Source organism: Leucobacter sp. WKLB1 (assembly GCF_059696215.1).
Map to the genome: position 1 here is coordinate 514,424 of NZ_AP046115.1, position 22,961 is coordinate 537,384.

25 protein-coding genes are annotated in these 22,961 nt (G+C 68.1%); 17 read left to right on the plus strand and 8 right to left on the minus strand.

The features are described from left to right. Together ACZF5Y_RS02500 and ACZF5Y_RS02505 are read right to left on the minus strand one after the other, a co-directional pair. Complete coding sequence (locus tag ACZF5Y_RS02500) at nucleotides 1-240, minus strand: hypothetical protein (protein WP_497534254.1); 240 nt, start codon at nucleotides 238-240, stop codon at nucleotides 1-3. A 255-nt stretch (nucleotides 241-495) separates the two neighbouring features. Then, entirely contained in the window at nucleotides 496-966 is a 471-nt protein-coding gene (locus ACZF5Y_RS02505) for an Asp23/Gls24 family envelope stress response protein (RefSeq protein ID WP_497534255.1), read from the minus strand. A gap of 170 nt (nucleotides 967-1,136) precedes the next feature. On the opposite strand from ACZF5Y_RS02505, the gene ACZF5Y_RS02510 reads away from it, so the two are divergent. From ACZF5Y_RS02510 to ACZF5Y_RS02550, 9 genes are all read left to right on the plus strand, one after another. Beyond that, complete coding sequence (locus ACZF5Y_RS02510) at nucleotides 1,137-1,667, plus strand: RNA polymerase sigma factor (protein WP_497534256.1); 531 nt, start codon at nucleotides 1,137-1,139, stop codon at nucleotides 1,665-1,667. Next, nucleotides 1,664-2,248 carry an Asp23/Gls24 family envelope stress response protein gene (locus ACZF5Y_RS02515; RefSeq protein ID WP_497534257.1) on the plus strand — a complete coding sequence of 195 codons (585 nt, stop codon included), beginning with the start codon at nucleotides 1,664-1,666 and terminating at the stop codon, nucleotides 2,246-2,248. The genes ACZF5Y_RS02510 and ACZF5Y_RS02515 overlap by 4 nt, the downstream gene beginning before the upstream one ends. Continuing rightward, nucleotides 2,248-2,556, plus strand: coding sequence for a hypothetical protein (locus ACZF5Y_RS02520; protein ID WP_497534258.1), 309 nt, complete (start codon nucleotides 2,248-2,250; stop codon nucleotides 2,554-2,556). The genes ACZF5Y_RS02515 and ACZF5Y_RS02520 overlap by 1 nt, the downstream gene beginning before the upstream one ends. Further along, nucleotides 2,553-3,254 (plus strand): esterase/lipase family protein, encoded by a 702-nt coding sequence (locus tag ACZF5Y_RS02525; RefSeq protein WP_497534259.1) that lies wholly within the window; start codon nucleotides 2,553-2,555, stop codon nucleotides 3,252-3,254. Before ACZF5Y_RS02520 ends, ACZF5Y_RS02525 begins: the two co-directional genes overlap by 4 nt. A gap of 95 nt (nucleotides 3,255-3,349) precedes the next feature. Continuing rightward, the gene (locus ACZF5Y_RS02530) at nucleotides 3,350-4,915 is read left to right on the plus strand and encodes an SDR family oxidoreductase (protein WP_497534260.1); all 1,566 of its coding nucleotides are present in this window, start codon (nucleotides 3,350-3,352) and stop codon (nucleotides 4,913-4,915) included. A 144-nt stretch (nucleotides 4,916-5,059) separates the two neighbouring features. Next, the gene (locus tag ACZF5Y_RS02535) at nucleotides 5,060-5,557 is read left to right on the plus strand and encodes a MarR family winged helix-turn-helix transcriptional regulator (protein ID WP_497534261.1); all 498 of its coding nucleotides are present in this window, start codon (nucleotides 5,060-5,062) and stop codon (nucleotides 5,555-5,557) included. 22 nt (nucleotides 5,558-5,579) lie between these two features. Then, complete coding sequence (locus tag ACZF5Y_RS02540) at nucleotides 5,580-7,148, plus strand: MFS transporter (RefSeq protein WP_497534262.1); 1,569 nt, start codon at nucleotides 5,580-5,582, stop codon at nucleotides 7,146-7,148. Between the two features lie 10 nt (nucleotides 7,149-7,158). Next, entirely contained in the window at nucleotides 7,159-7,452 is a 294-nt protein-coding gene (locus ACZF5Y_RS02545) for a biopolymer transporter Tol (protein ID WP_497534263.1), read from the plus strand. 76 nt (nucleotides 7,453-7,528) lie between these two features. Then, the gene (locus ACZF5Y_RS02550) at nucleotides 7,529-8,629 is read left to right on the plus strand and encodes an FUSC family protein (protein ID WP_497534264.1); all 1,101 of its coding nucleotides are present in this window, start codon (nucleotides 7,529-7,531) and stop codon (nucleotides 8,627-8,629) included. A gap of 18 nt (nucleotides 8,630-8,647) precedes the next feature. Here ACZF5Y_RS02550 and ACZF5Y_RS02555 read toward each other — a convergent pair whose 3' ends face one another. The 3 genes from ACZF5Y_RS02555 to ACZF5Y_RS02565 all read right to left on the minus strand — a co-directional run bounded on the left by ACZF5Y_RS02555 (nucleotide 8,648) and on the right by ACZF5Y_RS02565 (nucleotide 13,334). Beyond that, a complete protein-coding gene (locus ACZF5Y_RS02555; RefSeq protein WP_497534265.1) occupies nucleotides 8,648-10,399 on the minus strand; it encodes a hypothetical protein in 1,752 nt (583 codons plus the stop codon). A 126-nt stretch (nucleotides 10,400-10,525) separates the two neighbouring features. Next, nucleotides 10,526-11,506: an LLM class flavin-dependent oxidoreductase gene (locus ACZF5Y_RS02560; RefSeq protein ID WP_497534266.1), complete on the minus strand. Its 981-nt coding sequence runs from the start codon at nucleotides 11,504-11,506 to the stop codon at nucleotides 10,526-10,528. Nucleotides 11,507-11,564: 58 nt separating this feature from the next. Beyond that, nucleotides 11,565-13,334 (minus strand): acetyl/propionyl/methylcrotonyl-CoA carboxylase subunit alpha, encoded by a 1,770-nt coding sequence (locus ACZF5Y_RS02565; protein WP_497534267.1) that lies wholly within the window; start codon nucleotides 13,332-13,334, stop codon nucleotides 11,565-11,567. Nucleotides 13,335-13,455: 121 nt separating this feature from the next. On the opposite strand from ACZF5Y_RS02565, the gene ACZF5Y_RS02570 reads away from it, so the two are divergent. The 8 genes from ACZF5Y_RS02570 (at nucleotide 13,456) to panB (ending at nucleotide 19,584) form a co-directional block, all read left to right on the plus strand. Then, a complete protein-coding gene (locus ACZF5Y_RS02570; protein WP_497534268.1) occupies nucleotides 13,456-14,127 on the plus strand; it encodes a hypothetical protein in 672 nt (223 codons plus the stop codon). An 86-nt stretch (nucleotides 14,128-14,213) separates the two neighbouring features. Further along, the gene (locus ACZF5Y_RS02575) at nucleotides 14,214-14,909 is read left to right on the plus strand and encodes a DUF937 domain-containing protein (protein WP_497534269.1); all 696 of its coding nucleotides are present in this window, start codon (nucleotides 14,214-14,216) and stop codon (nucleotides 14,907-14,909) included. A gap of 76 nt (nucleotides 14,910-14,985) precedes the next feature. Further along, the gene (locus ACZF5Y_RS02580; protein WP_497534270.1) at nucleotides 14,986-15,438 is read left to right on the plus strand and encodes an FAS1-like dehydratase domain-containing protein; all 453 of its coding nucleotides are present in this window, start codon (nucleotides 14,986-14,988) and stop codon (nucleotides 15,436-15,438) included. Continuing rightward, nucleotides 15,435-15,860: a MaoC/PaaZ C-terminal domain-containing protein gene (locus ACZF5Y_RS02585; RefSeq protein WP_497534271.1), complete on the plus strand. Its 426-nt coding sequence runs from the start codon at nucleotides 15,435-15,437 to the stop codon at nucleotides 15,858-15,860. Before ACZF5Y_RS02580 ends, ACZF5Y_RS02585 begins: the two co-directional genes overlap by 4 nt. Further along, complete coding sequence (locus tag ACZF5Y_RS02590) at nucleotides 15,860-17,050, plus strand: UDP-N-acetylmuramate dehydrogenase (RefSeq protein WP_497535286.1); 1,191 nt, start codon at nucleotides 15,860-15,862, stop codon at nucleotides 17,048-17,050. Before ACZF5Y_RS02585 ends, ACZF5Y_RS02590 begins: the two co-directional genes overlap by 1 nt. Before the next feature lie 8 nt (nucleotides 17,051-17,058). Beyond that, a complete protein-coding gene (locus ACZF5Y_RS02595) occupies nucleotides 17,059-17,826 on the plus strand; it encodes a DUF2520 domain-containing protein (protein ID WP_497534272.1) in 768 nt (255 codons plus the stop codon). Further along, nucleotides 17,826-18,737: a pantoate--beta-alanine ligase gene (gene panC, locus ACZF5Y_RS02600; protein WP_497534273.1), complete on the plus strand. Its 912-nt coding sequence runs from the start codon at nucleotides 17,826-17,828 to the stop codon at nucleotides 18,735-18,737. Before ACZF5Y_RS02595 ends, panC begins: the two co-directional genes overlap by 1 nt. Nucleotide 18,738: 1 nt before the next feature. After that, nucleotides 18,739-19,584 (plus strand): 3-methyl-2-oxobutanoate hydroxymethyltransferase, encoded by an 846-nt coding sequence (gene panB / locus ACZF5Y_RS02605; RefSeq protein ID WP_497534274.1) that lies wholly within the window; start codon nucleotides 18,739-18,741, stop codon nucleotides 19,582-19,584. A 7-nt stretch (nucleotides 19,585-19,591) separates the two neighbouring features. Here panB and ACZF5Y_RS02610 read toward each other — a convergent pair whose 3' ends face one another. From ACZF5Y_RS02610 to ACZF5Y_RS02620, 3 genes are all read right to left on the minus strand, one after another. Then, complete coding sequence (locus tag ACZF5Y_RS02610; protein ID WP_497534275.1) at nucleotides 19,592-20,959, minus strand: O-acetylhomoserine aminocarboxypropyltransferase/cysteine synthase family protein; 1,368 nt, start codon at nucleotides 20,957-20,959, stop codon at nucleotides 19,592-19,594. After that, complete coding sequence (locus ACZF5Y_RS02615; RefSeq protein ID WP_497534276.1) at nucleotides 20,956-22,260, minus strand: MalY/PatB family protein; 1,305 nt, start codon at nucleotides 22,258-22,260, stop codon at nucleotides 20,956-20,958. Before ACZF5Y_RS02615 ends, ACZF5Y_RS02610 begins: the two co-directional genes overlap by 4 nt. Nucleotides 22,261-22,429: 169 nt before the next feature. Beyond that, nucleotides 22,430-22,861, minus strand: coding sequence for a hypothetical protein (locus ACZF5Y_RS02620; RefSeq protein WP_497534277.1), 432 nt, complete (start codon nucleotides 22,859-22,861; stop codon nucleotides 22,430-22,432). Between the last annotated feature and the right edge of the window lie 100 nt (nucleotides 22,862-22,961).

The window sequence follows — 22,961 nt, forward strand, 5'->3', positions numbered from 1 at the left end:
TCACGCGGCTCCGGTCTCTGCGAGTGCATCGCCAGATGCCGCGCTCAGGGCATCCATCGCCGCTTGGAGATTGGCGTGCTGGCCGATGGGCTGCGAGAACTGATCGCAGACGACATAGGTGCCCGGGGCATCACGGTCGATGAATCCGAGAAATACGCCTCCACGGCTGCCGACGAAGAAATCATCTTCGATGCGGGCCCAGGTGATATCACCGGGGTGAGCGGACGTGCGGTCACTCATCGAAAGTGCCTTTCTCTATCAGCAAGAGGTCGCACAGGACGCACGGGTGACAGGTACCGAGAAATGGTGGACGTGTTCATCGTAGTGCCCGCTCATCTGATGACTCATGCTGTTCGTCGCCTGCTGTGAAGCATGTGTGTGGTTCGTGAGGTGATGCGAGCGTCAGGCGACCGACGTCGCGAACGATGCGCACTCCCGGGCTGGCGATGCTGCGTCGATGGGCTCTTCCGATGAGAGCTCCGGAGGCCGTCGCACTCATGCGACGCGACCTTCATCGGATTCGGCATCCTCCGACGGCAGGTGCACATCATCGACGGCGATATTGACCTCGACGACCTCTAGGCCGGCCAGTTCAGAGACGGCGCGGGCGACCGCAGTGCGCACCTGGGAAGACACCGTGTGAATGGGTGACGGGTACTCGACCACGATCGTCACATCGACTGCGGCCTGCGTCTCACCGACCTCGACCTTGACTCCCTGAGTGAGATCGGTGGCGTTGATCGCATCGCGGATCGCGCCGAGCGTGCGCGCTCCACCCGATCCCAGCGCGAAGACGCCCGAAACCTCGCGTGCGGCGATCCCTGCGACCTTGGCGACGACGTGATCAGCGATGGTCGTTCGGCCTGCGGTCGCTCCAGCAGGCGCTGCAGCGTCTGGGGTGGACTGCTTCGCAGCGACTCGGTCGACTCGGGGTGCAGCGGGGGTGGGCTTCGTGGTGTCGGCCATGATGGCTCCTATCTCATTGGGTGTGGAAAAATCCACGTGCTTGTGGCGCGTGAACCGAGCGCGGTAGCGTCGCTCACAAGTAAGAGGGCGATCGCAGCGCAATCGTCACAAACAAGTTTCGGGAGGCTCCGACGAACGCGAACGAGGCCTGGCGCGGCGACATCTCAGAGGTGGGTGACGCGATACTCGTTGCGCGCGCCATCGACCAGGATGCGCGGGCGTTCCGCGAGATCGTGCATCGATATAGCCGGCTGATGCGGGCCTATGTCGCCCGGCTGCTCGGGTCGCAGTCGGAAGCCGACGATGTCGTGCAAAACACGTTCGTCGTCGCGTGGCGCAAGCTGGAGACGCTCCGTGATCCGTCAGCGCTGAAACCGTGGCTCATGCGCGTCGCGAGCCACGAGGCGACGGCGGTGCTGCGCCAGAGGGCTCCGCAGGTGCCGATCGACGCCGTCGCCGAGACCGCCTCGCCCGGCCCCGGACCCGATCGCGTCGTGCTGCAGCGCGCGCAGGTCTCCGCAGTGTCGGCGGTGCTCGATACGCTTCCAGAAACGCAGCGGCAGTGCTGGTTACTTCGGGAGATGGCAGGCTTGAGTTACGAGGAGATCGCCACGGAGCTCGGAGTGCCCGCGAGCACCGTGCGCGGGCAATTGGCCCGGGCACGTACCGCGATCACTGTGAGCATGGAGGGATGGCGATGAGCGAACACGATCCACGACTCGAGTGCGGCCGCACGCTCGGCGACGTCAGTTCCTTGCTCGACACCGAGGCTGCCGGGCAAGATGCGCACATCTCCGAGTGCCCGTACTGCCAGAACGCGATTCAGGCGTTGACCGGCTCATCGAGTGCAGCGCGAGCGTTGCTGGAGTCAGAAGCCGAAGATCTGCCGGAGTCGCCGTCGGGCTGGTTCGCAGGCATCATGGATGCCATCGCACTCGACCTGCAGTCGGGGCGCGCGCTCCCGATCTCGCATCCCGATCCGCTTGTTGCTCTTTCCATCGACGAAGGGGCGGTGAAGTCGCTTCTGCGGGCGGTGGGCGACGGCGTGCCCGGGGTCATCGTGGGTTCGGTCGTGCTGTCGGGTGAGGTCGAGATACCCGAAGCGCCCGTCGCCATTACGCTCAGCATCAGCGTGGAATGGTCAGTCGACATCCCCGCAGTGAGCGAGCAGCTGCGGGCCGAGGCGGCGCGCGCACTGGGGCGACACACGGAGTTGCGCGTCGAACGCATCGATATCGAAGTCGTGGATGTGCACGGCTACCATCCGAAGGAGCATGCCTGATGCCGGTGGAATCGAATGCCGGGGATCCGGTTCGCCCGGACGCGGAGACGGTCGCCGGGGTCCCCGGAGTCGCAGCGGTGTATCCCGAACGTGCGGGGCTCCTTGCGGCTGCGGAGTCGGTCACCCGGCTCTTCTCTGCTGAAGAATCGAGCGCTGCGGCGGTCACCATCGCCACTGACCGCGAGGCGGCGACGCCGGAGGTGGCGCGGGCGGTAGCGGATGCGCTGCTCGCCGAGCGGGCGTCGACGGAGTCACCATCGCCTGCGGGCATCGTGCGCGTGCGCGTCGCGCGCATCGCGGAGTCGTGACGAGTCGAGTGCATCGCGACGGCCGCCTGCGCCGAGCACTGTGGTGGGGTGTCGACTACCTGGCGGCCCTGCGGTGGCAGATCGGGGCTCGCTTCTCTCGCAGCACCCCTCGCGACTTCCTTTCGGGTGCCGGATCGCCGGTCGTGATCATTCCCGGCGTGTACGAGCCGTGGCGCTTCATGCTCCCGATCATCCGTCACGTGCACGCACTCGGGCACCCGGTGCACGTGCTCGATCCGCTGCGCAGCAACCGTGTTCCGGTGGTCGACGGCGCGGGCATTGTCGACGCGTTCCTGGTCGCTGCCGAGGTCACCGACGCTGTGGTGATTGCGCACAGCAAGGGGGGTCTCGTCGGCAAGCACGTGATGGCGTTCGGCGAGCACGCCGATCGGGTGCGCGCGATGGTTGCCATCGCAGCGCCCTTCGGGGGCTCACGTTACGCGCGGCTCATGCCGGGGCGCACGTTGCGGGCGCTGTCGCCGGTTGATCCCACCATTCGCCTCCTCGTGGCGGCACCCGAGGTCAACGCGCGCATCACGTCCGTCTTCGCGGCCTTCGACCCGCACATTCCCGAGGGCAGCGAGCTGATCGGAGCGCGCAACGTGCGCATCTATACGGGGGGTCACTTCCGCATTCTCGACCATCCTCAGGTGCTCGAAGCGGTGCGCGCGGTGCTCGCCGAGACCGCAGGCCCGTGAGCTTATAGTTCACCGGCGGCACGAAGTGCAACCCGTGCAGCTGATCCCGCGACTCTGCAGCATTTCTGCGTACCCTGGCGATGATCGGGGGAATCATGAGCGAGAGCAGCGAGCAGCGGGCAGACGAACTCAGTGCGCCAACGGGCGCGGAGCGCGAGTACCGGGCGATCCCGAGTATCGGCCGGGCAGCGCCCCGGGCACTGGTGCTCGGCGCGACCGGATACCTAGGCGGGCGGCTCGTGCCGCGGCTGCTGCGCGCCGGGTATCGCGTGCGCACGCTGTCGCGTTCGGCAGAGCGTATTCGGGCCTACCCATGGTCGGGTGAAATCGAGGTCGAGGTGGGCGATGCTGCTGACGCCGATGCCGTGCGTCGGGCGACCGACGGCGTCGATGTCGTGTTCTATCTGGTGCACTCGATGTCGAGTGGCAGGGAGTTCGCCGTGCAGGATCGCGAGATCGCCGAGAACGTCGCCGCCCGGGCGCAGCAGGCCGGGGTGCGGCGCATCGTCTACCTCGGCGGGTTGCACCCGGAGGGGGTGCAACTCTCGCCCCATCTGGCATCGCGCACAGAGGTGGGGGAGATCCTGCTCGGTTCCGGTGTGCCGACGCTCGTGCTGCAGGCGGGAGTGGTGATCGGATCGGGCTCGGCGTCGTTCGAGATGGTGCGCCATCTCACGGAGGTGCTGCCCTACATGCCGGCGCCGAAGTGGGTGCGCAACTTCATTCAACCGATCGCCGTGCGCGACGTGCTCCACTACCTGCTGCTCGCGGCTCGTGCCGATGCTGAGGTGAGTCGAGTGCTCGACATCGGAGGCCCCGATGTGCTGCGCTATGGGCAGATGATGAACGGGTACGCCGTTGAAGCCGGACTTCGCCAGCGCGCGATCGCCTCTTTGCCGGTGCTGACGCCGAAACTGGCATCGCTGTGGGTGGGTCTCGTTACCCCGGTGCCGGCATCGATCGCTCGTCCGCTCGTCGAGTCGCTGCAGCACCGGTGCGTGATGAGCGATCACGACGTCGACGCCATTCTGCCTCGGCCGTCTTCCGGTTTGACGCCGTATCGCGAGGCTGTGCGCCTTGCTCTCGGCCGCATCGAACTCGACGCGATCGAGACGAGTTGGGTGGACGCGAGAGTGACTGCACCGAGTGAACCGCTGCCGAGCGACCCGGAGTGGGCGGGGCGCACGGTGTTCTCGGATTCCCGCGAACGCGAGTCGAGTGCGACGCCCGAGGCGGTGTGGGCGGTGATCACGCAGATCGGCGGTGAGACCGGGTGGTATTCGGCGCCGCGGCTCTGGGCGCTGCGCGGATGGTACGACCGGGTCACCGGAGGAGTCGGGCTGCAGCGCGGCCGACGATCGCGAGCTCGACTCGCCGTGGGCGACGCGCTCGATGTGTGGCGAGTCGAAGCGATTGAGCCGGGTCGGGTGCTGCGACTGCGGGCTGAGATGCGGGTGCCGGGGCTCGCATGGCTCGAGCTTTGCGTCGAGCCCACTGAGCGAGGTTCGCGGTATTCGCAGCGGGCCGTGTTCTTTCCGCGCGGTCTCGCGGGCCGTCTGTACTGGCTCTCGATGCTGCCGTTCCACGGGCTGATCTTCAGCGGAATGGTCGCGCGTATCGTGTCGATTGCCGAGGGGGAACATGCCCGCCATGCGCGGTGAACGGCCGGTCCGGCGATCCGCCACCGTACGCCGTCGGCGCCAGCTCTCACAGCGGTCGTGTCATCCATGATTTGAAAGTTCCACCGAGTGAGTAGTACAGTGAGTGTGCAATAACTCAACGGTCGAACTCGGGGGAACGGGACAGTGCCGCAGAACATTGTGAAAAATGAATCGGAGCATCTGTATGCGACCGAGCCGCTGGCCGCGGCGGGGAAAGCGCTGGCATCGGCGCTGCTGCGGCTGAGGCGGTCTGAGCACCAGCAGGAGACGCGGAGGATCGGGGCTTCGGGGCTCTCAAGCCTCGACCTTCGCGCACTCCGCTATCTTGTGCAAGCTTCGCGCGACGGCCGCCACATTGGGCCGAAAGATCTGATTGGCATGCTCGGCACCTCGAGCGCCAACGTCACGAACATCGTCGACCGTCTGGTGCGCAAGGGATTCATCGACCGAGTGAGCCACCCCACCGATCGTCGCGCCCACTACCTCGAACCCTCCGACACCGGTCGTGAGCAAGTGGATGCCGTATTCTCGCGGCATCACGCAGCGCTCGTGGCCGAGATCGATGAGCTCGAGCCCGCCGAGGCCGAATTGGCCGCGCGGGTGATCGAGCGTCTCACGAGCGCACTCGACGCGCTCGACTAAACCCGGATCGGAGCATCCTGACATGTCCATACCCGAACCCACCCGGGCCCCCTGGCGCCGTTGGATCTACCGGCTGACGCCCTGGCGGCAACGGCCCAGCGACGAGCCGCGACGGCTCGAACTCGATGACGTCAACGTTGTCGACCGGCCGATGCTCAAGCGCGCCGTCGCCGGCACCGTGGTGGGCAACCTCATGGAGTGGTACGACATCGGCATCTACGGCTACCTCGCCGTGATTCTCGGCCGGGTGTTTCTTCCCGACGCCTCGGCCGGCGCCCAGTCGCTCTTCTCGCTCGGCGTGTTCGCCGTGACCTTCGTCGCTCGACCGCTCGGTGGCATCATTCTTGGCCAGCTCGGTGACCGCCTGGGTCGTCAGAAGGTGCTCGCATTCACCCTGATCATGATGGCCGCCGCCACGTTCTTGATCGGTGTGCTGCCCGACTTCTCCGTGATCGGCGTATTCGCCCCGATCCTGCTCATCGTGCTGAAGCTCGCTCAGGGCTTCTCGACGGGCGGCGAGTACGCCGGCGCGACCACGTTCATTACCGAGTACGCGCCCGACCGCAAGCGCGGCTTCTACGCCTCACTGCTCGATATGGGCTCGTACTTCGGTTTCGCGATCGGCGCCGCCTTCGTGTCGGTACTGCAGCTCACCGTCTCGGCCGAGGCCATGGACGGGTTCGTCTGGCGCGTGCCGTTCCTCGTTGCACTGCCGCTCGGCCTCATCGCGATCTACTTCCGACTCAAGATCGAAGACACTCCGGCATTCCAGGCGGCGCAAGACGCCGCTGAACAGGCGAGCACCGAAGCCCAGGCTGCAGAGAATGCGCCGAAGGGTGTCATCGCCCTCGTCCGCGCGTACTGGCGCGAACTGCTCACCGCATTCGTGCTCGTCGCCGCCGCGAACACGGTCGGCTACGCACTGACCTCGTACATGCCGACCTACCTCACGGGCACGCTCGGCTACGACGAGACCCACGGCACACTGCTCACCCTGCCGGTGCTCGTCGGCATGGCGCTCTGCATTCCGCTGACCGGCATGCTGTCGGATCGCATCGGCCGCCGCAAGGTGCTCTTCATGGGCGCTGGCAGCGCGATCGTGCTCGCGGTGCCGGCCTTCCTCTTCATGATGCACGGCGCGAACTGGTCAACCCTGCTCGGGCTGGTGCTGCTCGCCGTGCCCGTCACGTTCTACATTGCGAACCTGGCATCGTCGCTGCCTGCGCTCTTCCCGACGTCATCGCGCTACGGCGGCATGGGCATCTCGTACAACCTTTCGGTCGCCCTGCTCGGCGGTACCGCACCCGTGATCATGGAGGCGCTCGTGCAGCTCACGGGCACGGCGCTCGCGCCAGCCTTCTACGTGATCGGCACCTCGATCGCCGGCCTCATCGCGGTGTTCGTGCTCAAGGAATCGGCGCGACGCCCGCTGCCGGGCGCGATGCCGAGCGTGCTCACGGAAGAGGAAGCGGTCGAACTCGTCGAGACACAGGACACGAACCCCGACATCGACCTCGATGAGCTGTTCCCGGAACGCGTGCTCGACGAGACTGCGGAGCCAAAAACCGAGCCCGAGCCCGAGCGCGCTTAGGCGGTCGACCATGAGCGATCCGGAGCGCACTGCCGACGGCCGATACATCATCGTGCACGGTCGTCGGTGGCGCGCCACGGATCCGGTGCTGCCGCCAGGCTTAGTCGCCGCGCTTCGCTCGGAGCTCGGCTCGGCGCGCTCGCGCATCGGGCACCTCCACTCCGAGGAAGAGCGGCGGCCGGTGCGCGATCGCGTGCAGTGGGCAAAAGAAGGCCTCGGTGAACGCGGCACCGCATGGTGGGAGCTCGCCGAGTCGGAGCGCGTGGCGCGAGCCGAAGACCGATTGCGACGCCTGCGGGAGTAACGCGGTGCACTACCAGCCAAGGTCGGGGGCGGTCGATCCCCTGGTCGATACAGGGTTGCGCAGGCAGGCTCGGAGCGTGCGTACCCCATCGGAATCCACGTCGCCGCTGCCGATCCTCGTGCGGCGGACGGCGAATGCGCTGCGGCCGATCGTGACGCGCTATCGGCTGCTCGTCGCACTCAAAGCCGCGATCGGCGTGACGGCGGCCTGGTTGATCGCGCGGCTGCTTCCCATGCCTCTGGAGCAGTACGCGTACTACGCGCCGCTCGGAGCCCTGCTTGGCGTCGCGCCGACGGTCGTGAGCTCGATGCGCACCAGCATCCAGTTGTTGAGCGGCATCGCCATCGGCCTGGTCATTGGCTGGGCACTCGTTGCGCTTGAGTGGCCCTGGTACGTGCGTGCGCCGCTCGCTGCCGGGCTGGGGATGCTGTTCGCCGGAGTGCGCAGACTCGGGGAAGGGCGCGTGTACGTCGCGATCGCCGGTGTTTTCGTGGTGATCTTGGGAGCCGGTGACCCCGAATCGTACGTCGCTGGGTACATCGCGCAGTTCGGTATTGGGCTCGCGGTCGGCACCCTCGTCAATCTGGTCTTCATTCCGCCGCTCGCGTTCGGGTACGCGCGCGCTCGCGTCGCCGATTTGAAGACCGACCTTGCGGCTTCGGCCGATGATCTCGCTGAAGTGCTGGGGGCCGACTGGCCGCCGGATCGCGCGGATTGGCTCGACGAGGCGCGCCGGCGGCAGCGGTACGTCGACGAGGCAGAAGCGATGGTGCAGGAGGCCCGGGAGAGCGGGTTCGCGAATCCGCGTGCGCTATGGCGACGCGACGACGCGAGCGGTGATGACGCCGACATCGAGACGCTGCGCTACGTTGGGCTGCGCATCGCCGATATTGCCGACGCGCTCAGCGGGGCCATGTGGAAGCAGCCCGTCGCCGTCGAGATTCCGGTCGATGCGCTCGAGGCGCTGGGTCGTGCCCTGCACACCCTCGCCGAATACCTCCGCGCCTGGAACACCGGCATCGAGCTCGAGGCCGCCCGTGCGGCAGCTGCAACCGAGGTCGCGGCGGTGGGGGAGATCTTCGTGCGCGCATCGGCGGAGTCGGGATTCGGGACGATCGTGTTCGCGCTGCGCTCGTCGCTCGGGCGCATCGACGAGCGCACAGCAGGCGAGCAGTAGCGTTCAGACCTGCGTCGCTTAGAGTCGTCGTCGGCGGGCGGCGAGCGCGAAGACACCCCCAGCGAGGAAGATTGCTGCGGCGATGGGGCCGGCTGGCGCGACCTGTTCGGCCGCACCGGTGCGCGCGAGCGACGGGCCCTGCCCGACCGCCGTCGCGTTCGCCTGAGGTGTCGGCGACGGTGGAGATGTCGGCAGGGCTGGGTTCACCGGATCTACTGGATCCACGGGGTCCACCGGATCCACCGGCGCGGGCAAGCCCGTCACCGCGAGCGTGCCGTCGGCGGCCGAAGCCGGCACGCTGAGCGTCGCGTTCGACGCTGCGACCCCGACCGCTGAGCCCGAGAACGTGACGCTGCCGGCGGATGTGCGTGTCGCGCGAGCGTCGACGGAGTAGGTGAGTGCAGAGGTCTCGCCAGCGCTGAGGCGCGCTGTCCAGTGCACAGTGCTCCCGTCGATTGCCGCTGCGCCGAGCGACGCATTGGCATCGCGCAGTGTCGCGCTCGCCGCAGCGGTCGTGACGGCATCGGACACCGAGACATCAACCGTGGCGTTGCCGGTATTGCGGAGTGTGAGCGTCGTGGTGGCGCTCGCGGTGCCGGTTCCGGTCGCGACTACCGACGTGTCGCGCGTGAGCGTCAGGCCAAGCTCAATGGCGTCGGACGTCGCCGAGCCTCCCGACCCCGCGAAGTAGGTGAGCGACGTGAGCCTACTCACGCTCGTGTCGGTGCCGATTCCGGCATGCGCGTCGACGGTGCCCGAGGCCACCGCCGTGCCGGTCGCGAACACGCGACGGGCGGCGTCGGGCAATGCCGTATTCGGGCCGAGGAACAGCACCCCGCCGTCTTCCACAAGATCGAACTGCTGCTCGACCACGAGATAGCCATCTGCGGGCTCGGGAACCGTGACCCCGAAGACCGAATAGCCAGACTGGGTGTCGGCTTCATCGAGGGTGTACTCGTCGCCGAGGGTCAACATTGCGGTCGGGTCGGAGAACGCCGCGAGCGTGTCGGGAAGTTCTTCGAAAGCGAAGACACGCGTACTTCCCGAGGTCGGAACGAGTGAGCCTGGCCAGTCTGCGGTGGACCCGACACCGACCCACTCGCCGCCGTGCTCACGGTTCGCCGACTCCGACTCGGTGATGGCGCGCGCGACGAATCGCGGCGCACCCTCGGGACCAGTGGTCCAGGTGCCGATCGTGTTCAGGGTGCTCCAGGGCATTCCGGTGATCGGCGTCGACAGGGGATACGCGGTGCCGTCGATCGTGGCGGTGCCGGTGAACGTCGTCGATGTCGGGCCTGCGGTGTCGGTGCTGACGAAGATTCCGAGCGTCGCCGACAGGTTGACCACTGACCCGGCGGCTTCGGCGTATGTGACCGTGATGCGACTGCCGTTCTCTGACACGGCGTACGCCGCAAGCGGCACGCCCGCGTCGTCGGTGATCTCGCCGGCCGATGCGGAGGCATTGAGGCCGGTCGACAGGTCGACCGAGAACGAGTCTCCCGGGATCGGCGCGGCCTGCGTCCACGCGATGCGCAGTGCCGCGGTAGGAAAGATCGTCGACGGCCAGCTCGGCTCGCCGATAAAGTGCGGCTCGAGCGTCACCGATTCGATCGCGGGCTCCGTTTCGAGCGGCGTGGGCGCTGCCGGTGCGGCATCTGCAGGCGTGGTATCTGCGTGTGCTGCGACGGGCGCGAGTGGCCCGCTGAGGGCGAAGGCGGTAACCGCCAGCCCGCCGAACGCGGCGAGAAGACGTGAGCGAACAGAGCGCATGCGGTCCCTTCATCGAGACGGAATCGGTGCGAAGGCAGTTTGGGAGCCAACACGGGTCCGAAGTTACCCCAATCGCAACAGGTAGGGCCCTTAGGTGACGGCGGTGCGGCAGACTGAGTCGCCGACTTACGCCGATGCGGCGATGCGCACCGAGGCGAGTTGCTCGGCGCGCGTCGGCGCCACGTGCACCGTGACGAGTTCGTCAACTTCGGCGAACTTCGCGAACGCCTCGAGCTCTTCGCGCACGCGGCTGGCACCACCGATCGCGGTGTACTGCATCATGCCGCGGATCTCCCGGCCCGCCGGGGTATCGATCAGCTGCGAGGCTTCGTCGTACGTGAGCTCTTGCTCGCGACCGCGTGAGAGGAAACGGCGTACGCGATCCACCTCGGCGCGAGCGAAGAGCGTCTCGGCCTCTGCATCGGTCTCGGCGGCGACTACGTTGACCCCGGCGCTGGCGTAGGGCTCAGGGTGCGCCTCGCTCGGCACGTAGTGGCTGCGGTAGTGGTTGATCGCTGACTTCAGCGCCTGGGGGGCGAAGTGCGAGGCGAACGAATAGGGGAGACCGTATTGCGCGGCGAGGCTGGCTCCGAACAGGCTGGAGCCGAGGACAGTAAGGGGCACTCGCGTGCCGCGGCCGGGGTAGGCGTTGACCGCGGTGCGCGGCAGCTCGTCCGAGAGATAGCGCTGCAGCTCGGCGACGTCGTTCGGAAAGCTCTCGGCCGCCTCGTACGTGCGCCGCAGCGCACGGAACGTGGCGCCGTCGGAGCCCGGCGCGCGGCCCAACCCGAGGTGGATGCGCCCGGGGTGCAGCTCGGCGAGTGTGCCGAACTGCTCGGCGATGACGAGCGGGGAGTGATTGGGCAGCATGATGCCTCCGGCGCCCAGGCCGATCGTCTGCGTCTGCGAGGCGATGTGCGCGATGAGCACCGACGTCGCGCTTGAAGCGATCGACGGCATGTTGTGGTGTTCGGCGTACCAGATGCGCGTGTAGCCGACGGATTCCGCAAGCTGCGCGATCTCGACGGAGTGGCGGAACGCGTCAGCGATGGTCCCATCCGCTTCGACGGTGGCGAGGTCCAGGATCGACAGCGGGGTTGCACTCATAGTGAATGCAACCCCGCTGTCGGTGGGTCTATTCCGCCAGCGCGACGGCGCGCTCGGGCTACTCGGCTGGATCGATGATCGAGAGCAGCAGGTGGCCGTTCGACACGGTCTGGCCGACCGGCGCGTCGACGCCCGCGACGATGCCGGAGCGGTGCGCATAGATTGACTGCTCCATCTTCATCGCCTCGAGCACCACGATGAGATCGCCCTCGGCGACCTCCTGACCCTCTTCGACCGCGAGCTTCACGACCGTCGCCTGCATGGGCGCGGTAACGCCGTCGCCGGCAGACGCAGCGATGCCGGCGCCCTTCGCGCGGCGCGGCGCGGGCCCGCGGGTGACCTCCTGGTCGACGAGTGGCAGCAGCGTCGCCGGCATGGTGACCTCGACCCGACGGCCCTCGACCTCGACGGTGACCGTGCGGCGCTTCGCATCCTGAGCGATCGGAGGCACCTCGCCCTCCCACGGCTCGATGTCGTTGTCAAACTCGCTCTCGATCCAGAGCGTGTAGACGCCGAAGGTGCCGTCGGGTGCGGTGAACGCGGGATCGCGCACGATCTTGCGGTGGAACGGCAGCACCGTGGGCAGGCCTTGGATCTCGAACTCGTCGAGTGCGCGGCGCGAGCGCTCGAGCGCCTCCTCGCGGGTGGCACCGGTGACGATGAGCTTGCCGAGCATCGAGTCGAACGCGCCTGAGACCACGTCGCCAGAGGTGACACCGGTGTCAATGCGCACACCGGGGCCCGATGCGGGCTTGAAGAGCGAGACGGGGCCGGGAGCAGGCAGGAAGCCGTTGCCCGGATCTTCGCCGTTCAGACGGAATTCGAACGAGTGGCCGCGGGGCTCGGGATCGCCGTACTCGATGACGCCACCCTCGGCGATGCGGAACTGCTCGCGCACGAGGTCGAGACCGGTGACCTCTTCGGAGACGGGGTGCTCGACCTGGAGGCGCGTGTTGACCTCGAGGAACGAGACGGTGCCGTCTTTCGCGACGAGGAACTCGCAGGTGCCGGCGCCGACGTAGCCGACCTCTTTCAAGATCGCCTTCGAAGCCGCGTACAGCTTGTCGTTCTGTTCTTGCGTGAGGAAGGGGGCGGGCGCTTCTTCCACGAGCTTCTGGTGGCGGCGCTGCAGCGAGCAATCGCGCGTCGAGACGACGACGACGTTGCCGTGCGCATCGGCGAGGCACTGGGTCTCGACGTGTCGGGGCTTCTCGAGATACTTCTCGACGAAGCACTCGCCGCGACCGAATGCGGCGACGGCCTCGCGCGTGGCCGATTCGAAGAGCTCGGCCACTTCGTCGCGCTCGTATGCGACCTTCAGGCCGCGCCCGCCGCCGCCGAAGGCTGCCTTGATGGCGATGGGCAGTCCGACCTCGTCGGCAAACGCGAGCACCTCCTCGGCGTTCTGCACCGGATCGCTGGTGCCGGCAGCGAGCGGCGCGCCCACCTTCTCTGCGACGTGGCGGGCCGAAACCTTATCGCCGAGACGCTCGATGGCATCGGGGCCGGGGCCGATCCAGGTGAGGCCCGCGGCGATGACGGCGCGAGCGAAGTCGGCGTTCTCCGCGAGGAAGCCGTACCCGGGGTGCACGGCGTCGGCACCCGAGCGACGAGCGACGCCCAAGATCTTCTCGATGACGAGGTAGGTGTCGGCGCTGGTGGTGCCGTTCAGTGCGTACGCCTCGTCGGCGAGCTGCGCATGGAGCGCGTCGCGATCCTGATCTGCGTAGACGGCGACCGAGGCGATGCCGCTGTCTGCGGCGGCTCGGATGATGCGGACGGCGATCTCACCGCGGTTGGCGATGAGCACTTTACGAATGCGCGACATGAGGTACAGCCTATTCGAGCACTGCGGTCATCCCTTGGATATATCGCACAAACCTTTTCGCGAAACGTTACCGACGGCCACAGCACGGCCGAATGTCGGTGCCGCCCCATAAGGTGTTGGCATGGATGTCGCGATGACTCTGGCCGAACGCCAACGCCGCACCGTGCTCCGTGGCGGCGGATGGTATCTCGCGGGGGCGGCGGTGATGCTCGGCTGGTTGCTGGCGTGGCTCATCGCGCTGCCGCGGCTCTCGCCCGACGTCATTGCGCAGACCTCGCTCTTCCACCTCGTGGCGACCGGAGTCATGCTTGTCGGGTTCGTGGTCGGGCTGGTACTGCTGCTGCGCGATCAGCAGGCATTCACTCCGCTGCTCGCAGCGTCGCTGTCTGCCACTCCGGCTGCGACTGCTCCGGTTCCAGCGAAGCTCGTGCGCGTCGTACCCGCTCGCGGCAAGCGCACGGTGCACCAGCTGCTGTATGCGGTGCACACGGAGCGCGGGGTCGAACCCGTCGCACTCGCCCTCCCCGCGGCCGCGGTGCCGCCGCCGATCGATTCCGGAGCGTGGTTGGTCATGGACCCGGCACGACCCGACATCGCGCACTTCGCGCCGCTCGCTGATGCTGCGCAGCATGCCACTGCACTCCAAGATCCGGCGCTTGCCCGTCTGACCCGCGTGCAACGCGGGCTCGCGATCCCGGGCCGGGCGTATCTCCCGCTCGTGTACGTCGGGCTCGGGGTGGCCGCACTCGCGTTCGCAGTGTTCACGATCTGGTTGATTGCTGCAGCGTCATAAAGGGTGTGGAATCGGAGCGCATCCCGATAATCTGTGAATCGTGGCCGCGGATGGGCGGTTGCAGTGCAGACCCGATGGAGGATCCGATGGCCAGCAAGAACGAACTCGACGACCTGCTCAGCCAGGTACCCACCGCCGACCTCGCCGCCAAGTTCGGCGTCGATGAGGCGACCATCGACGCGGCTGTGCGCCAGGCGCTGCCCGGTCTCGTCGGCGGCCTCGCCGTCAACGCCAGCGACGAGCAGGGCGCGGCGAAACTCGCTTCGACCCTCGAAAAGCACGCTCCGCAGCAGGGCACGATTTCGCTCGACGCGATTGATGAGGCCGATGGCGAGAAGATCGTGAAGCACGTGCTCGGCGACAAGAAAGACGACGTCGCGCTCGCTCTCGGCTCGAACTCGGGCAACTCGGTGATTTCCGGCCTGATCCCTCAGCTGCTCCCACTCCTTGCTCCGATCGTGCTCCAGTTCCTCTCGGGCAAGGTCGGAGGCCAGACCTCGACCGTCGCCACGAACGATGGCGGCGGCCTGGGGGGCGTGCTCGGCAACCTGCTCGGCGGGGTGCTGGGCGGCGGCTCGGGTAACGCCCAGCAGTCTTCGGGTGGCGGGGTCGGTGACCTGCTGGGTGGGCTGCTCGGTGGCGGCTCCGATTCGAAGCAGTCTTCCGGTGGCGGCATCGGTGACTTGCTCGGCGGGCTGCTCGGCGGAGGCTCCGATGGCAACAAGTCGTCGGGTGGCGGCCTCGGCGATCTGCTCGGCGGGCTGCTCGGCGGGAAGAAGTAACACCTCTCGCGCAGGGCGACGGATCGGCGAGCGCGGCTCCGGCACAGCCCGGAGCCGCGCTCGCTACACTGGCACCGTGGTGAATCCAGAGATCCAAGGCCGGGTGTACCCCTCGACTGCGCCGTACCTCGTCGGCCGCGAGAAGGTGCGCGAATTCGCACGAGCCGTGCACAGCGCGTCGCCGCTGCATCTTGACCCAGAGGCGGCCCGAGCCGCCGGCTACGCCGACGTGGTGGCGCCGCCCACCTTCGCGGTCGTGGTGCAAGAGGGCACGCTCGCGCAGCTGCTCGCCGACGACGAGGCGGGCGTCGATTTCTCCCGCGTCGTGCACGGCGACCAGCGCTTTACCTACTCCCGCCCGATCGTCGCGGGTGACGAGCTCACCGCGACCCTCACGATCACGGCCGTGAAGCAACTCGGCGGGCACTCGATGGTGACCGCGTCGAGCGACATGGTCGACGCCAACGGCGCGCACGTTGTCACGGCCATCTCCACGCTCGTCGTTCGCGCTGAGGAGGAGCACGCATGATCGCCGTCGATTTTTCTCAGCTCACCGTCGGTGACGTCGTCGCCGAACGCGAGATCACGCTGACCCGCGACGACCTCGTGCGCTACGCAGGCGCCTCGGGTGATTTCAACCCGATCCACTACCGCGATGACGTCGCGACTTCGGTGGGGCTCCCCGGAGTACTCGCCCACGGCATGCTCACGATGGGCGTCGCGGGCTCGGTCGCCACCGACTGGCTCGGCACCACCGGGCACGTCGCCGACTTCCAGTCGCGCTTTACCCGCCCGGTTCCCGTCGATGCCGTCGCCGGTGCGACGCTGACCGTCACGGCGACGGTTGGCGCCGTTGACGCCGATGCGCGCACCGCACGCCTCGATCTGAAGGTTGTGTTCGACGGCGCGACGGTGCTCGGCAAGTCTCAGCTCGTGGCGGCCTTCGCGTGATCCTGCCCGAGATCGGACCCGAGCCCGCGGGCGACGGCACCCCGTTCTCGCAGCTCACGACGATGCGCGTGGGCGGCCCCGCCGAGCGCGTGCTCGTCGCGCACGAACTGCAGGAGCTCGTGGCGTTCGCGCAGGGTCTGTGGGATACGGATGAGCCCTGGCTGCTGCTCGGCGGCGGGTCGAACACGGTCATGCACGACGACGGCTTCCCGGGCACGGTGCTGCTCGTGCGCACCACGGGCATTGCGCCGGTCGAAGACGACGCGCTGCCCGAGGACAAGATCCGTCTGCGCGTGCAGGCCGGGCACGACTGGGATCACCTCGTCGCGGCGTGCGTCGAGAACGGCTGGTCGGGCATCGAGGCGCTCTCGGGCATCCCGGGCGCCGCGGGTGCGGCTCCGGTGCAGAACATCGGAGCGTACGGCCAAGAGCTCTCGGACGTGCTCCACTCGATCGAGTTCCTCGATCGCGACCGCGGGTACGCCCGGCGCATTCCCGCCGAAGATCTCGGGCTCGCGTACCGCGACTCGGCGATCAAGCAGGGGCTCGAAGGCGTCGTGCTCTCGATTGACATCGTGCTGACCGTGGGCGAGGCGGGCCCGGGTCGACGGGCGCACGCCGCCCCCGAGGTGCTCTCCGAGCCGATCGCGTATGCGCAACTCGCCGGCGCGCTCGGCGTCGAGGTCGGGGATCGCGTGCCGATCCGCGATCTGCGAGATTCGGTGCTCGGCCTGCGCGCATCCAAGGGCATGGTGCTCGATCCCGATGACCACGACAGCTGGAGCTCTGGCTCGTTCTTTACGAACCCGATCGTGACCGAGCGCTTCGCCCATGAGCTGCCCGAGAGTGCCCCGCGCTTCCCGCAGCCGGTGCCTGAGGTCGAGGACGCGGTGACAACGTTCGAGGAGCTCGAAGCCGGGTATCCGATCCGTGTGCCCCAGGCGACGCCCGAACGCATGGTCAAACTGTCGGCCGCCTGGCTCATCGAACAGGCCGGGGTGCAGCGAGGCTTCCGCCTGCCCGGATCCGGCGCAGCGATCTCGTCGAAGCACACCCTCGCCATCACGAACCGCGGGGGAGCCACCGCCCACGATGTGGCCGAACTCGCTCGCTTCGTCGTGCAGCGTGTGCAGCAGGAGTTCGGCGTGATCCTGGCGCCCGAGCCCAACCTCTACGGCCTCGAGCTGTAGCGCGCGTAATGCGGGTCCAGGTCGTCGGGCAGGGTCGCATGGGCGCCGCACTGCATCGCGCGTTGAGCGAGGCCGGTGCCGACGTGCTGCCGCTCGCCGGCCGCGGCGCGACGGGCAGTGACGCCGCCGGCCGGGCGGTCGACCTCGTGCTGCTCGCAGTGCCTGACGCCGCGATCGCCGCTGCGGCAGCGCTGATCGAGCCCGGCCCGATCGTCGCGCACCTCTCTGGCGCGACGACCCTCGCACCCCTTGCACCGCACGAGCGCTGCAGCGTGCACCCGCTGCTGTCGATCACCGGGGCCGAGACGCGGTTCGCGGGCTCCTGGGCGGCGCTCGCTGCAGCCGGAACTCGGGCGCACGCCGCAGCGGTCTGGCTCGCGGGGCAGCTCGGTCTGCGTACGTTCGAGGTGAGCGACGAGGATCGCGCGGCCTATCACGCGTCTGCGTCGATCGCGGCGAATTTCCTGGTGACGCTCGAGAGCGTTGCTGAGCGACTCGCATCGACGGCCGGAGTGCCGCGAGAGGCTCTGATGCCGCTGGCACGCGGGGCGCTCGAGAACTGGGAGCACCTTGGCGCCGTCCGCGCCTTGACCGGCCCGGTCGCGCGCGGCGACGAAGCGACCATCGCGCGGCAGCGAGCTGCGGTGACGGATCGCCTACCCGGTGCCGTGCCGCTGTACGATGCGATGGTGGCGGCGAGCCGAGAACTGGCGGCGCAGCACGACGACACGACGGGGCAGCTGACCGGCGCTCGACACAAGACCGAGGAGACCTGATGAAGATCGTGCGCACGGTGCGCGAACTGCGCGAGCAGGTGCGCAATGCGCGGGCGGCGGGATCGCCGCACGTCGGGCTCGTGCCGACCATGGGAGCGCTCCACGAGGGGCACCTCTCGCTCGTGCGCGCGGCGCAGCAGCCCGGGGGATTCGTGGTGCTGTCGATCTTCGTGAACCCCAAACAGTTCACCGAGGCCTCTGACCTCGATGCCTACCCGCGCCAGGAAGAGGCCGATGCGGCACTCGCCGCGGGCGCTGGAGTCGATGTGATCTTCGCCCCTGAAGCGACCGAGCTGTACCCCGGCGGGTTTGCGACGAACGTGCATGTGGGCGGTCCATTGACCGAGACACTTGAAGCTGCCGGCCGCGGGCCCGAGCACTTCGACGGCGTCGCGACGGTCGTGTCGAAGCTGCTCATCGCCGCCGGCCCCGACGCCGCCTACTTCGGGCAGAAAGACGCGCAGCAGCTGCTGGTCGTGCGCCGTATGGTCGCCGACCTCGGGCTGCCGGTCGAGATCGTCGCTTGCCCCACGGTGCGCGACGACGATGGGCTCGCGAAGTCGAGCCGCAACGTGCGCCTGAGCGCTGAGGATCGTGCACGGGCTCTGGCGATCCCGCGCGCCCTCGAAGCCGCCGAAACCGCGCTCGCGCTGGGGGAGACCCGCGTCGCCGCGCTGCACGCCCGAGCCGCCGCCGTGCTCACCGCAGTGGGCATCGAGCCCGAGTACCTCGCGTTCGTCGACACGACAGCCCTCGCGCCGCTCGACACGATCGATGCCCCCGCGCTACTTGCGATTGCCGCGCGCGTGGGTGTGGTGCGACTCATCGACAATACGCTGCTGACTCCGCCGACTGCTGACGGGTTCGGCGATCCACCCGCCCCGCACCACCCCCGTACCGAGGAGCACTGACATGCCGAAGGTTTCGATTCCTGCGCTCGCCGAGAAGCGCGCCGCCGGCGAGCCGATCGTGATGGTGACGGCGTATGACTACCCGGGTGCGCGCGCCGCCGAGCGGGCGGGCGTCGACATGGTGCTCGTCGGCGATTCGGGCGCCCAGGTGGTGCTCGGCTACGACTCCACGGTGCCCGTTACGACCGACGAAATGCTGGTGCTCGCCCGCGCGGTGCGTCGCGGCACCGAGACCGCGTTCGTCGTATGCGACGTGCCGTTCGGGTCGACGGAGGTGTCGGATGCGCAGGCGGTTGAGACCGCCATTCGATTCGTGAAAGAAGCGGGCACCGACGCGGTGAAGCTCGAGGGTGGCACGGAGTCGCGCGTCAGCCGCATCCGCGCGATCGTCGCGGCGGGCATCCCCGTGGTGGCGCACCTCGGGCTCACCCCGCAGACCGCGACCGCGCTCGGCGGTATGCGCGCGCAGGGGCGCACCGGTGCGAGCGCGGCGAAGCTCGTGCGCGAGGCCCGTGGCGTGCAAGAGGCGGGCGCTTTCTGCCTCGTCGTCGAGGCCGTGCCCGCCGAGATCACCGAACTGCTGCGCGGCGAGCTCAGCATCCCGATCATCGGCATCGGGGCGGGCGACGCCGACGGGCAGGTGCTGGTGCTCAATGATCTGCTCGGGATCACCGAGGGTCGTACCGCGAAATTCGTGAAGCGGTACGGCAGCGTCGGTGACGACTCCGTGGCCGCCATCGAGGCGTATGCGGCCGAGGTGCGCTCGCGCGCGTTCCCCGGCCCCGAGCACCGCTATGCCGCGACCGACGAGGCGATCGCGGCGGCGCGCGCCGAGCTCGGGGAGTAGGGTCCGGCTAGCGGGAGAGGCTGATCGTGGGCGACGCGAGCGCCCCGACACGATCGAGCCCGTCGCGCAGGTCGCGGATCAGGTCGTCTGCCGACTCGAGCCCGATCGAGAGGCGCAGCAGCCCCGGCGTGATGCCGAGGCGATCGTTGATCTCGTCGGTGAAGGTCGCGTGCGTCGAGGTCAACGGGTGGATCACCATCGAGCGCGTGTCGCCGATACCGGTCATGCGCGAGAACACCCGCACGCCGTTGACGAAGGCGCGGGCGCCCTCGACGCCGCCGCGCACTGTGACGCCGAAGATTGAACCGGTGCGACCGGCGTAGTCGCGCAGCGCGATGTCGTGCAGCGCGTTCGATGGGAGTCCGGAGTAATCGACGGATTCGACCTCGGGCTGCTGCTCGAGCCAGGTGGCGATGCGCAGCGACGACTCGACGTGGCGCTCCATGCGCAGCGACAGCGTCTCCATGCCCTGGTGCAGCAGGAAGCCGTTGAACGGCGACAGCGAGGGCCCGATGTCGTTGACGACGGCTTCGCGCGCAGTGCGGGCGTAGGCGCCGGTGCCGAAGCGGTCGAGCATCGAACCGACGCCGGGCCGCGGAGCGTTTGTGATCAGCGGGTAGGCACGGCCGGCGCGCTCCGCGGCCTCCCAGTCGAAGTTGCCGCCGTCGACGATCGCGCCGCCGACCGCCGCACCGTGCCCGGTGAGAAACTTCGTGGTGGAGTGCACCACGATGTTCGCGCCGTGCTCGAAGGGGCGAATCCGTGCGGGGGTGCCGATCGTGTTGTCGACGACCAGCGGCAGGTTGTAGCGAGCCGCGACCGCGGCGATGCGCCGCAGGTCGGTGACGTCGTTACGCGGATTCGGAATCGTCTCGGTGTAGATCGCTTTGGTGTTCGGACGGATCGCGCGCTCCCACTCGGCGTCATCGGCCGAATTCCACACGTAGTCGAACTCGATGCCGAAGCGCTTGAAGCTGCGCCCGAAGAGGATGCGGGTGCCGCCGTAGATCGACGCGGTCGAGACGATGTGGTCGCCCTCTTGCGCAAGGGTGAAGAGGGCGGCCGAGATTGCGGCCTGACCGCTCGACACCGCGACGGCGGCGCTGCCGCCCTCGAGCGAGGCCAGGCGCTCCTCGGCGACCGAGTTCGTCGGGTTGCCCTGACGCGAGTAGATCGGGTCGAGCGAGCGCCCGGCGAAGCGATCAACCTGGTCGTCGAAGTCGTCGAAGACGTAGCCTGCCGACATCGCGATCGGTGGCACCCGCAACCCCGTGTTCAGGTCGGGGTACTCGCCGGCGTGCACCTGGCGGGTGTCGAAACCGAAACCCTCCCAATCGGTGACGGGCTGTGCGGTGTCGAGGTGCTGGTCGCTCATCGGGTGGCCTCCAGGTTGAGGGCGGGCAGTGACGTTGTGGGGGCGGCGGGTGCCGTTGCAGCGGGGAGGATCGACGCGACGCGATCCACCGCCGCTCGAATGGTCTGGGGAGCGCAGGCGAGGTTGATGCGAACATGGCCGGCACCGCCGTCGCCGAAGAATGCACCATCGTTGAACGCAACTCGGGCATCGTGCAAGATGCGGGTGTACGGATCGTCGCCAATGCCGGCAGCTCGGAAGTCGAGCCAGACCAGGTAACCGGCGTCGGGCCGGGTGACGCGCACACCGGGCAGCTGCGCGGCGATGAGCTCGACGAGCAGGGCGAAATTCGCCTCGATCTGCGCGATCGCGCGGTCGAGCCACTCACGAGACTCGGTGAACGCCGTCGTGTTGGCGTGCAAGCCAAGGATGCTCACGCGAGTGACCGCCTCGGGCGGCAGACGATTCAGTACGGTGTTCGCGCGCTCATCGGCGGCGACGAGCACGGCGCACTTCGCTCCGGCGAGGTTCCACGCCTTGCTCGCGGAGAGCGTGGTGACGGCGAGCGCTCCAGCTGCGGCCGCGAGCGGCGCGAATGGGGTGAACAGTGCCTCCGTGTAGGTCAGCGGAGCATGAATCTCGTCGGAGACGACGAAGACGTCGTAGGCTGCGGCGAGGCGTGCGAGCTCGGCCAAGTCGGCCTCGGAGTGCGCCAGGCCGTGCGGGTTGTGCGGGTTGCAGAGCACGAACGCGTCGACGCCGGCATCGCTCGCGAATGCGCGCTCGATCGCGGCGAGATCGAGGCGCACTGGCGCCGCGAAGACGGCGGGATCATCGCCCGCGCGATGCCCCGCAGTGTCGACGGCGAGCGGCACCTCGATGACCTCGAACGGCACTTCCTCGAGCATCTCGAAGAAGCCGGGGTAGGTCGGCGTCGGAATCACTAAACGCCCGCCCTCGGGTTGGCCCACGCGCAGCGCCTCGACCACCCCGGTAGCGACATCGGTGACGATGTGCACGTGATCGTGGGGCACGTACCAGCCCCAGCGATCCTGCGCGAAATCCGCGAACGCGGGGGCCAGGATGCCGGGCTGATCAAGATAGCCGAGATCCGAGGCCTCGACCCGCTCGATGATCGACTGACGCACCTCGGGGGCGATCGCAAAGTCCATCTCGGCGACGAAGAGGGGCAGCACATCTTCGGGGAAGCGACGCCACTTGATGCTCGTGCGTTGGCCGCGCAGCAGGTGCGGGTCGAGATCAGCGAATGGGACGCCGGAGGGGTCGACGGCGGTCGTCGCGGTACAGTCGGCGTCAGTCATGCGTCCATGCTCTCGCGCGTCGCACGGCGGCGCGAGTCGCGAGGTAATGGGCCGTCATTTAGAACTGTGATGGTTCGGAAACGACGAACGGGCCCAGATCCGAAGATCGAGGCCCGTTCGATGCGAGACCGCCTGACGCGTCGCGCGACGCTCGGCGGCTCTCGCGATCTTAGTCTGCGGGCGAGGGGAATGAGTCGCGGTACACGACGAAGCCTTTCGGCGTGACGTGCGCGCTGGGATCGCGCAGCAGCAATTCTTTGAGTTCTTCGGGAGTCTTCCCCACGCGCTCTGCAACGGTGTCAATCTTGTCGCCGAGGGCATCGATCGCCTCTTGCCCGCTCAATTCCTTCTCCAAGAGGTTGCCACCTGCGAAGGGTGTCTGCTCCATCGTGCCTCCCTCTGCTTCTTCGTCAACGGATGTGGATGCTGAGCCTTCCGCGGAGCTGTCTTGCGACGCGGCGCTGTCCGATTGCGCACTCGTGTCGCCGGAGGACCCCGTGCCGGCGCTCTGCTGCGAACAGGCGCCCAGGGTGACTGTCAGTGCGGCGGCGCTCAGCAGCGCCGCCGCTCCGGCACTCAAGCGCAGATCTCGTGTGCTCATGGTGAGCCGCCTTTCGCCAGTGTTCATGTGGGGACGCCCGCTCCACATGCAGGGTACGTCTGCCGGGTGTATAAACGCCGAGGGGCAGAATCCGCTTGCG

Bases quoted from the DNA above. Each gene is read 5' to 3' on its own strand.
- panB (WP_497534274.1), top strand. From the start codon at position 18,739: ATGCCGAAGGTTTCGATTCCTGCGCTCGCCGAGAAGCGCGCCGCCGGC.
- ACZF5Y_RS02560 (WP_497534266.1), bottom strand. From the start codon at position 11,506: ATGAGTGCAACCCCGCTGTCGATCCTGGACCTCGCCACCGTCGAAGCG.
- ACZF5Y_RS02585 (WP_497534271.1), top strand. From the start codon at position 15,435: ATGATCGCCGTCGATTTTTCTCAGCTCACCGTCGGTGACGTCGTCGCC.
- panC (WP_497534273.1), top strand. From the start codon at position 17,826: ATGAAGATCGTGCGCACGGTGCGCGAACTGCGCGAGCAGGTGCGCAAT.
- ACZF5Y_RS02565 (WP_497534267.1), bottom strand. From the start codon at position 13,334: ATGTCGCGCATTCGTAAAGTGCTCATCGCCAACCGCGGTGAGATCGCC.
- ACZF5Y_RS02575 (WP_497534269.1), top strand. From the start codon at position 14,214: ATGGCCAGCAAGAACGAACTCGACGACCTGCTCAGCCAGGTACCCACC.
- ACZF5Y_RS02620 (WP_497534277.1), bottom strand. From the start codon at position 22,861: ATGAGCACACGAGATCTGCGCTTGAGTGCCGGAGCGGCGGCGCTGCTG.
- ACZF5Y_RS02570 (WP_497534268.1), top strand. From the start codon at position 13,456: ATGGATGTCGCGATGACTCTGGCCGAACGCCAACGCCGCACCGTGCTC.
- ACZF5Y_RS02500 (WP_497534254.1), bottom strand. From the start codon at position 240: ATGAGTGACCGCACGTCCGCTCACCCCGGTGATATCACCTGGGCCCGC.
- ACZF5Y_RS02505 (WP_497534255.1), bottom strand. From the start codon at position 966: ATGGCCGACACCACGAAGCCCACCCCCGCTGCACCCCGAGTCGACCGA.
- ACZF5Y_RS02540 (WP_497534262.1), top strand. From the start codon at position 5,580: ATGTCCATACCCGAACCCACCCGGGCCCCCTGGCGCCGTTGGATCTAC.
- ACZF5Y_RS02610 (WP_497534275.1), bottom strand. From the start codon at position 20,959: ATGAGCGACCAGCACCTCGACACCGCACAGCCCGTCACCGATTGGGAG.
- ACZF5Y_RS02530 (WP_497534260.1), top strand. From the start codon at position 3,350: ATGAGCGAGAGCAGCGAGCAGCGGGCAGACGAACTCAGTGCGCCAACG.
- ACZF5Y_RS02520 (WP_497534258.1), top strand. From the start codon at position 2,248: ATGCCGGTGGAATCGAATGCCGGGGATCCGGTTCGCCCGGACGCGGAG.
- ACZF5Y_RS02615 (WP_497534276.1), bottom strand. From the start codon at position 22,260: ATGACTGACGCCGACTGTACCGCGACGACCGCCGTCGACCCCTCCGGC.
- ACZF5Y_RS02595 (WP_497534272.1), top strand. From the start codon at position 17,059: ATGCGGGTCCAGGTCGTCGGGCAGGGTCGCATGGGCGCCGCACTGCAT.
- ACZF5Y_RS02555 (WP_497534265.1), bottom strand. From the start codon at position 10,399: ATGCGCTCTGTTCGCTCACGTCTTCTCGCCGCGTTCGGCGGGCTGGCG.
- ACZF5Y_RS02545 (WP_497534263.1), top strand. From the start codon at position 7,159: ATGAGCGATCCGGAGCGCACTGCCGACGGCCGATACATCATCGTGCAC.
- ACZF5Y_RS02515 (WP_497534257.1), top strand. From the start codon at position 1,664: ATGAGCGAACACGATCCACGACTCGAGTGCGGCCGCACGCTCGGCGAC.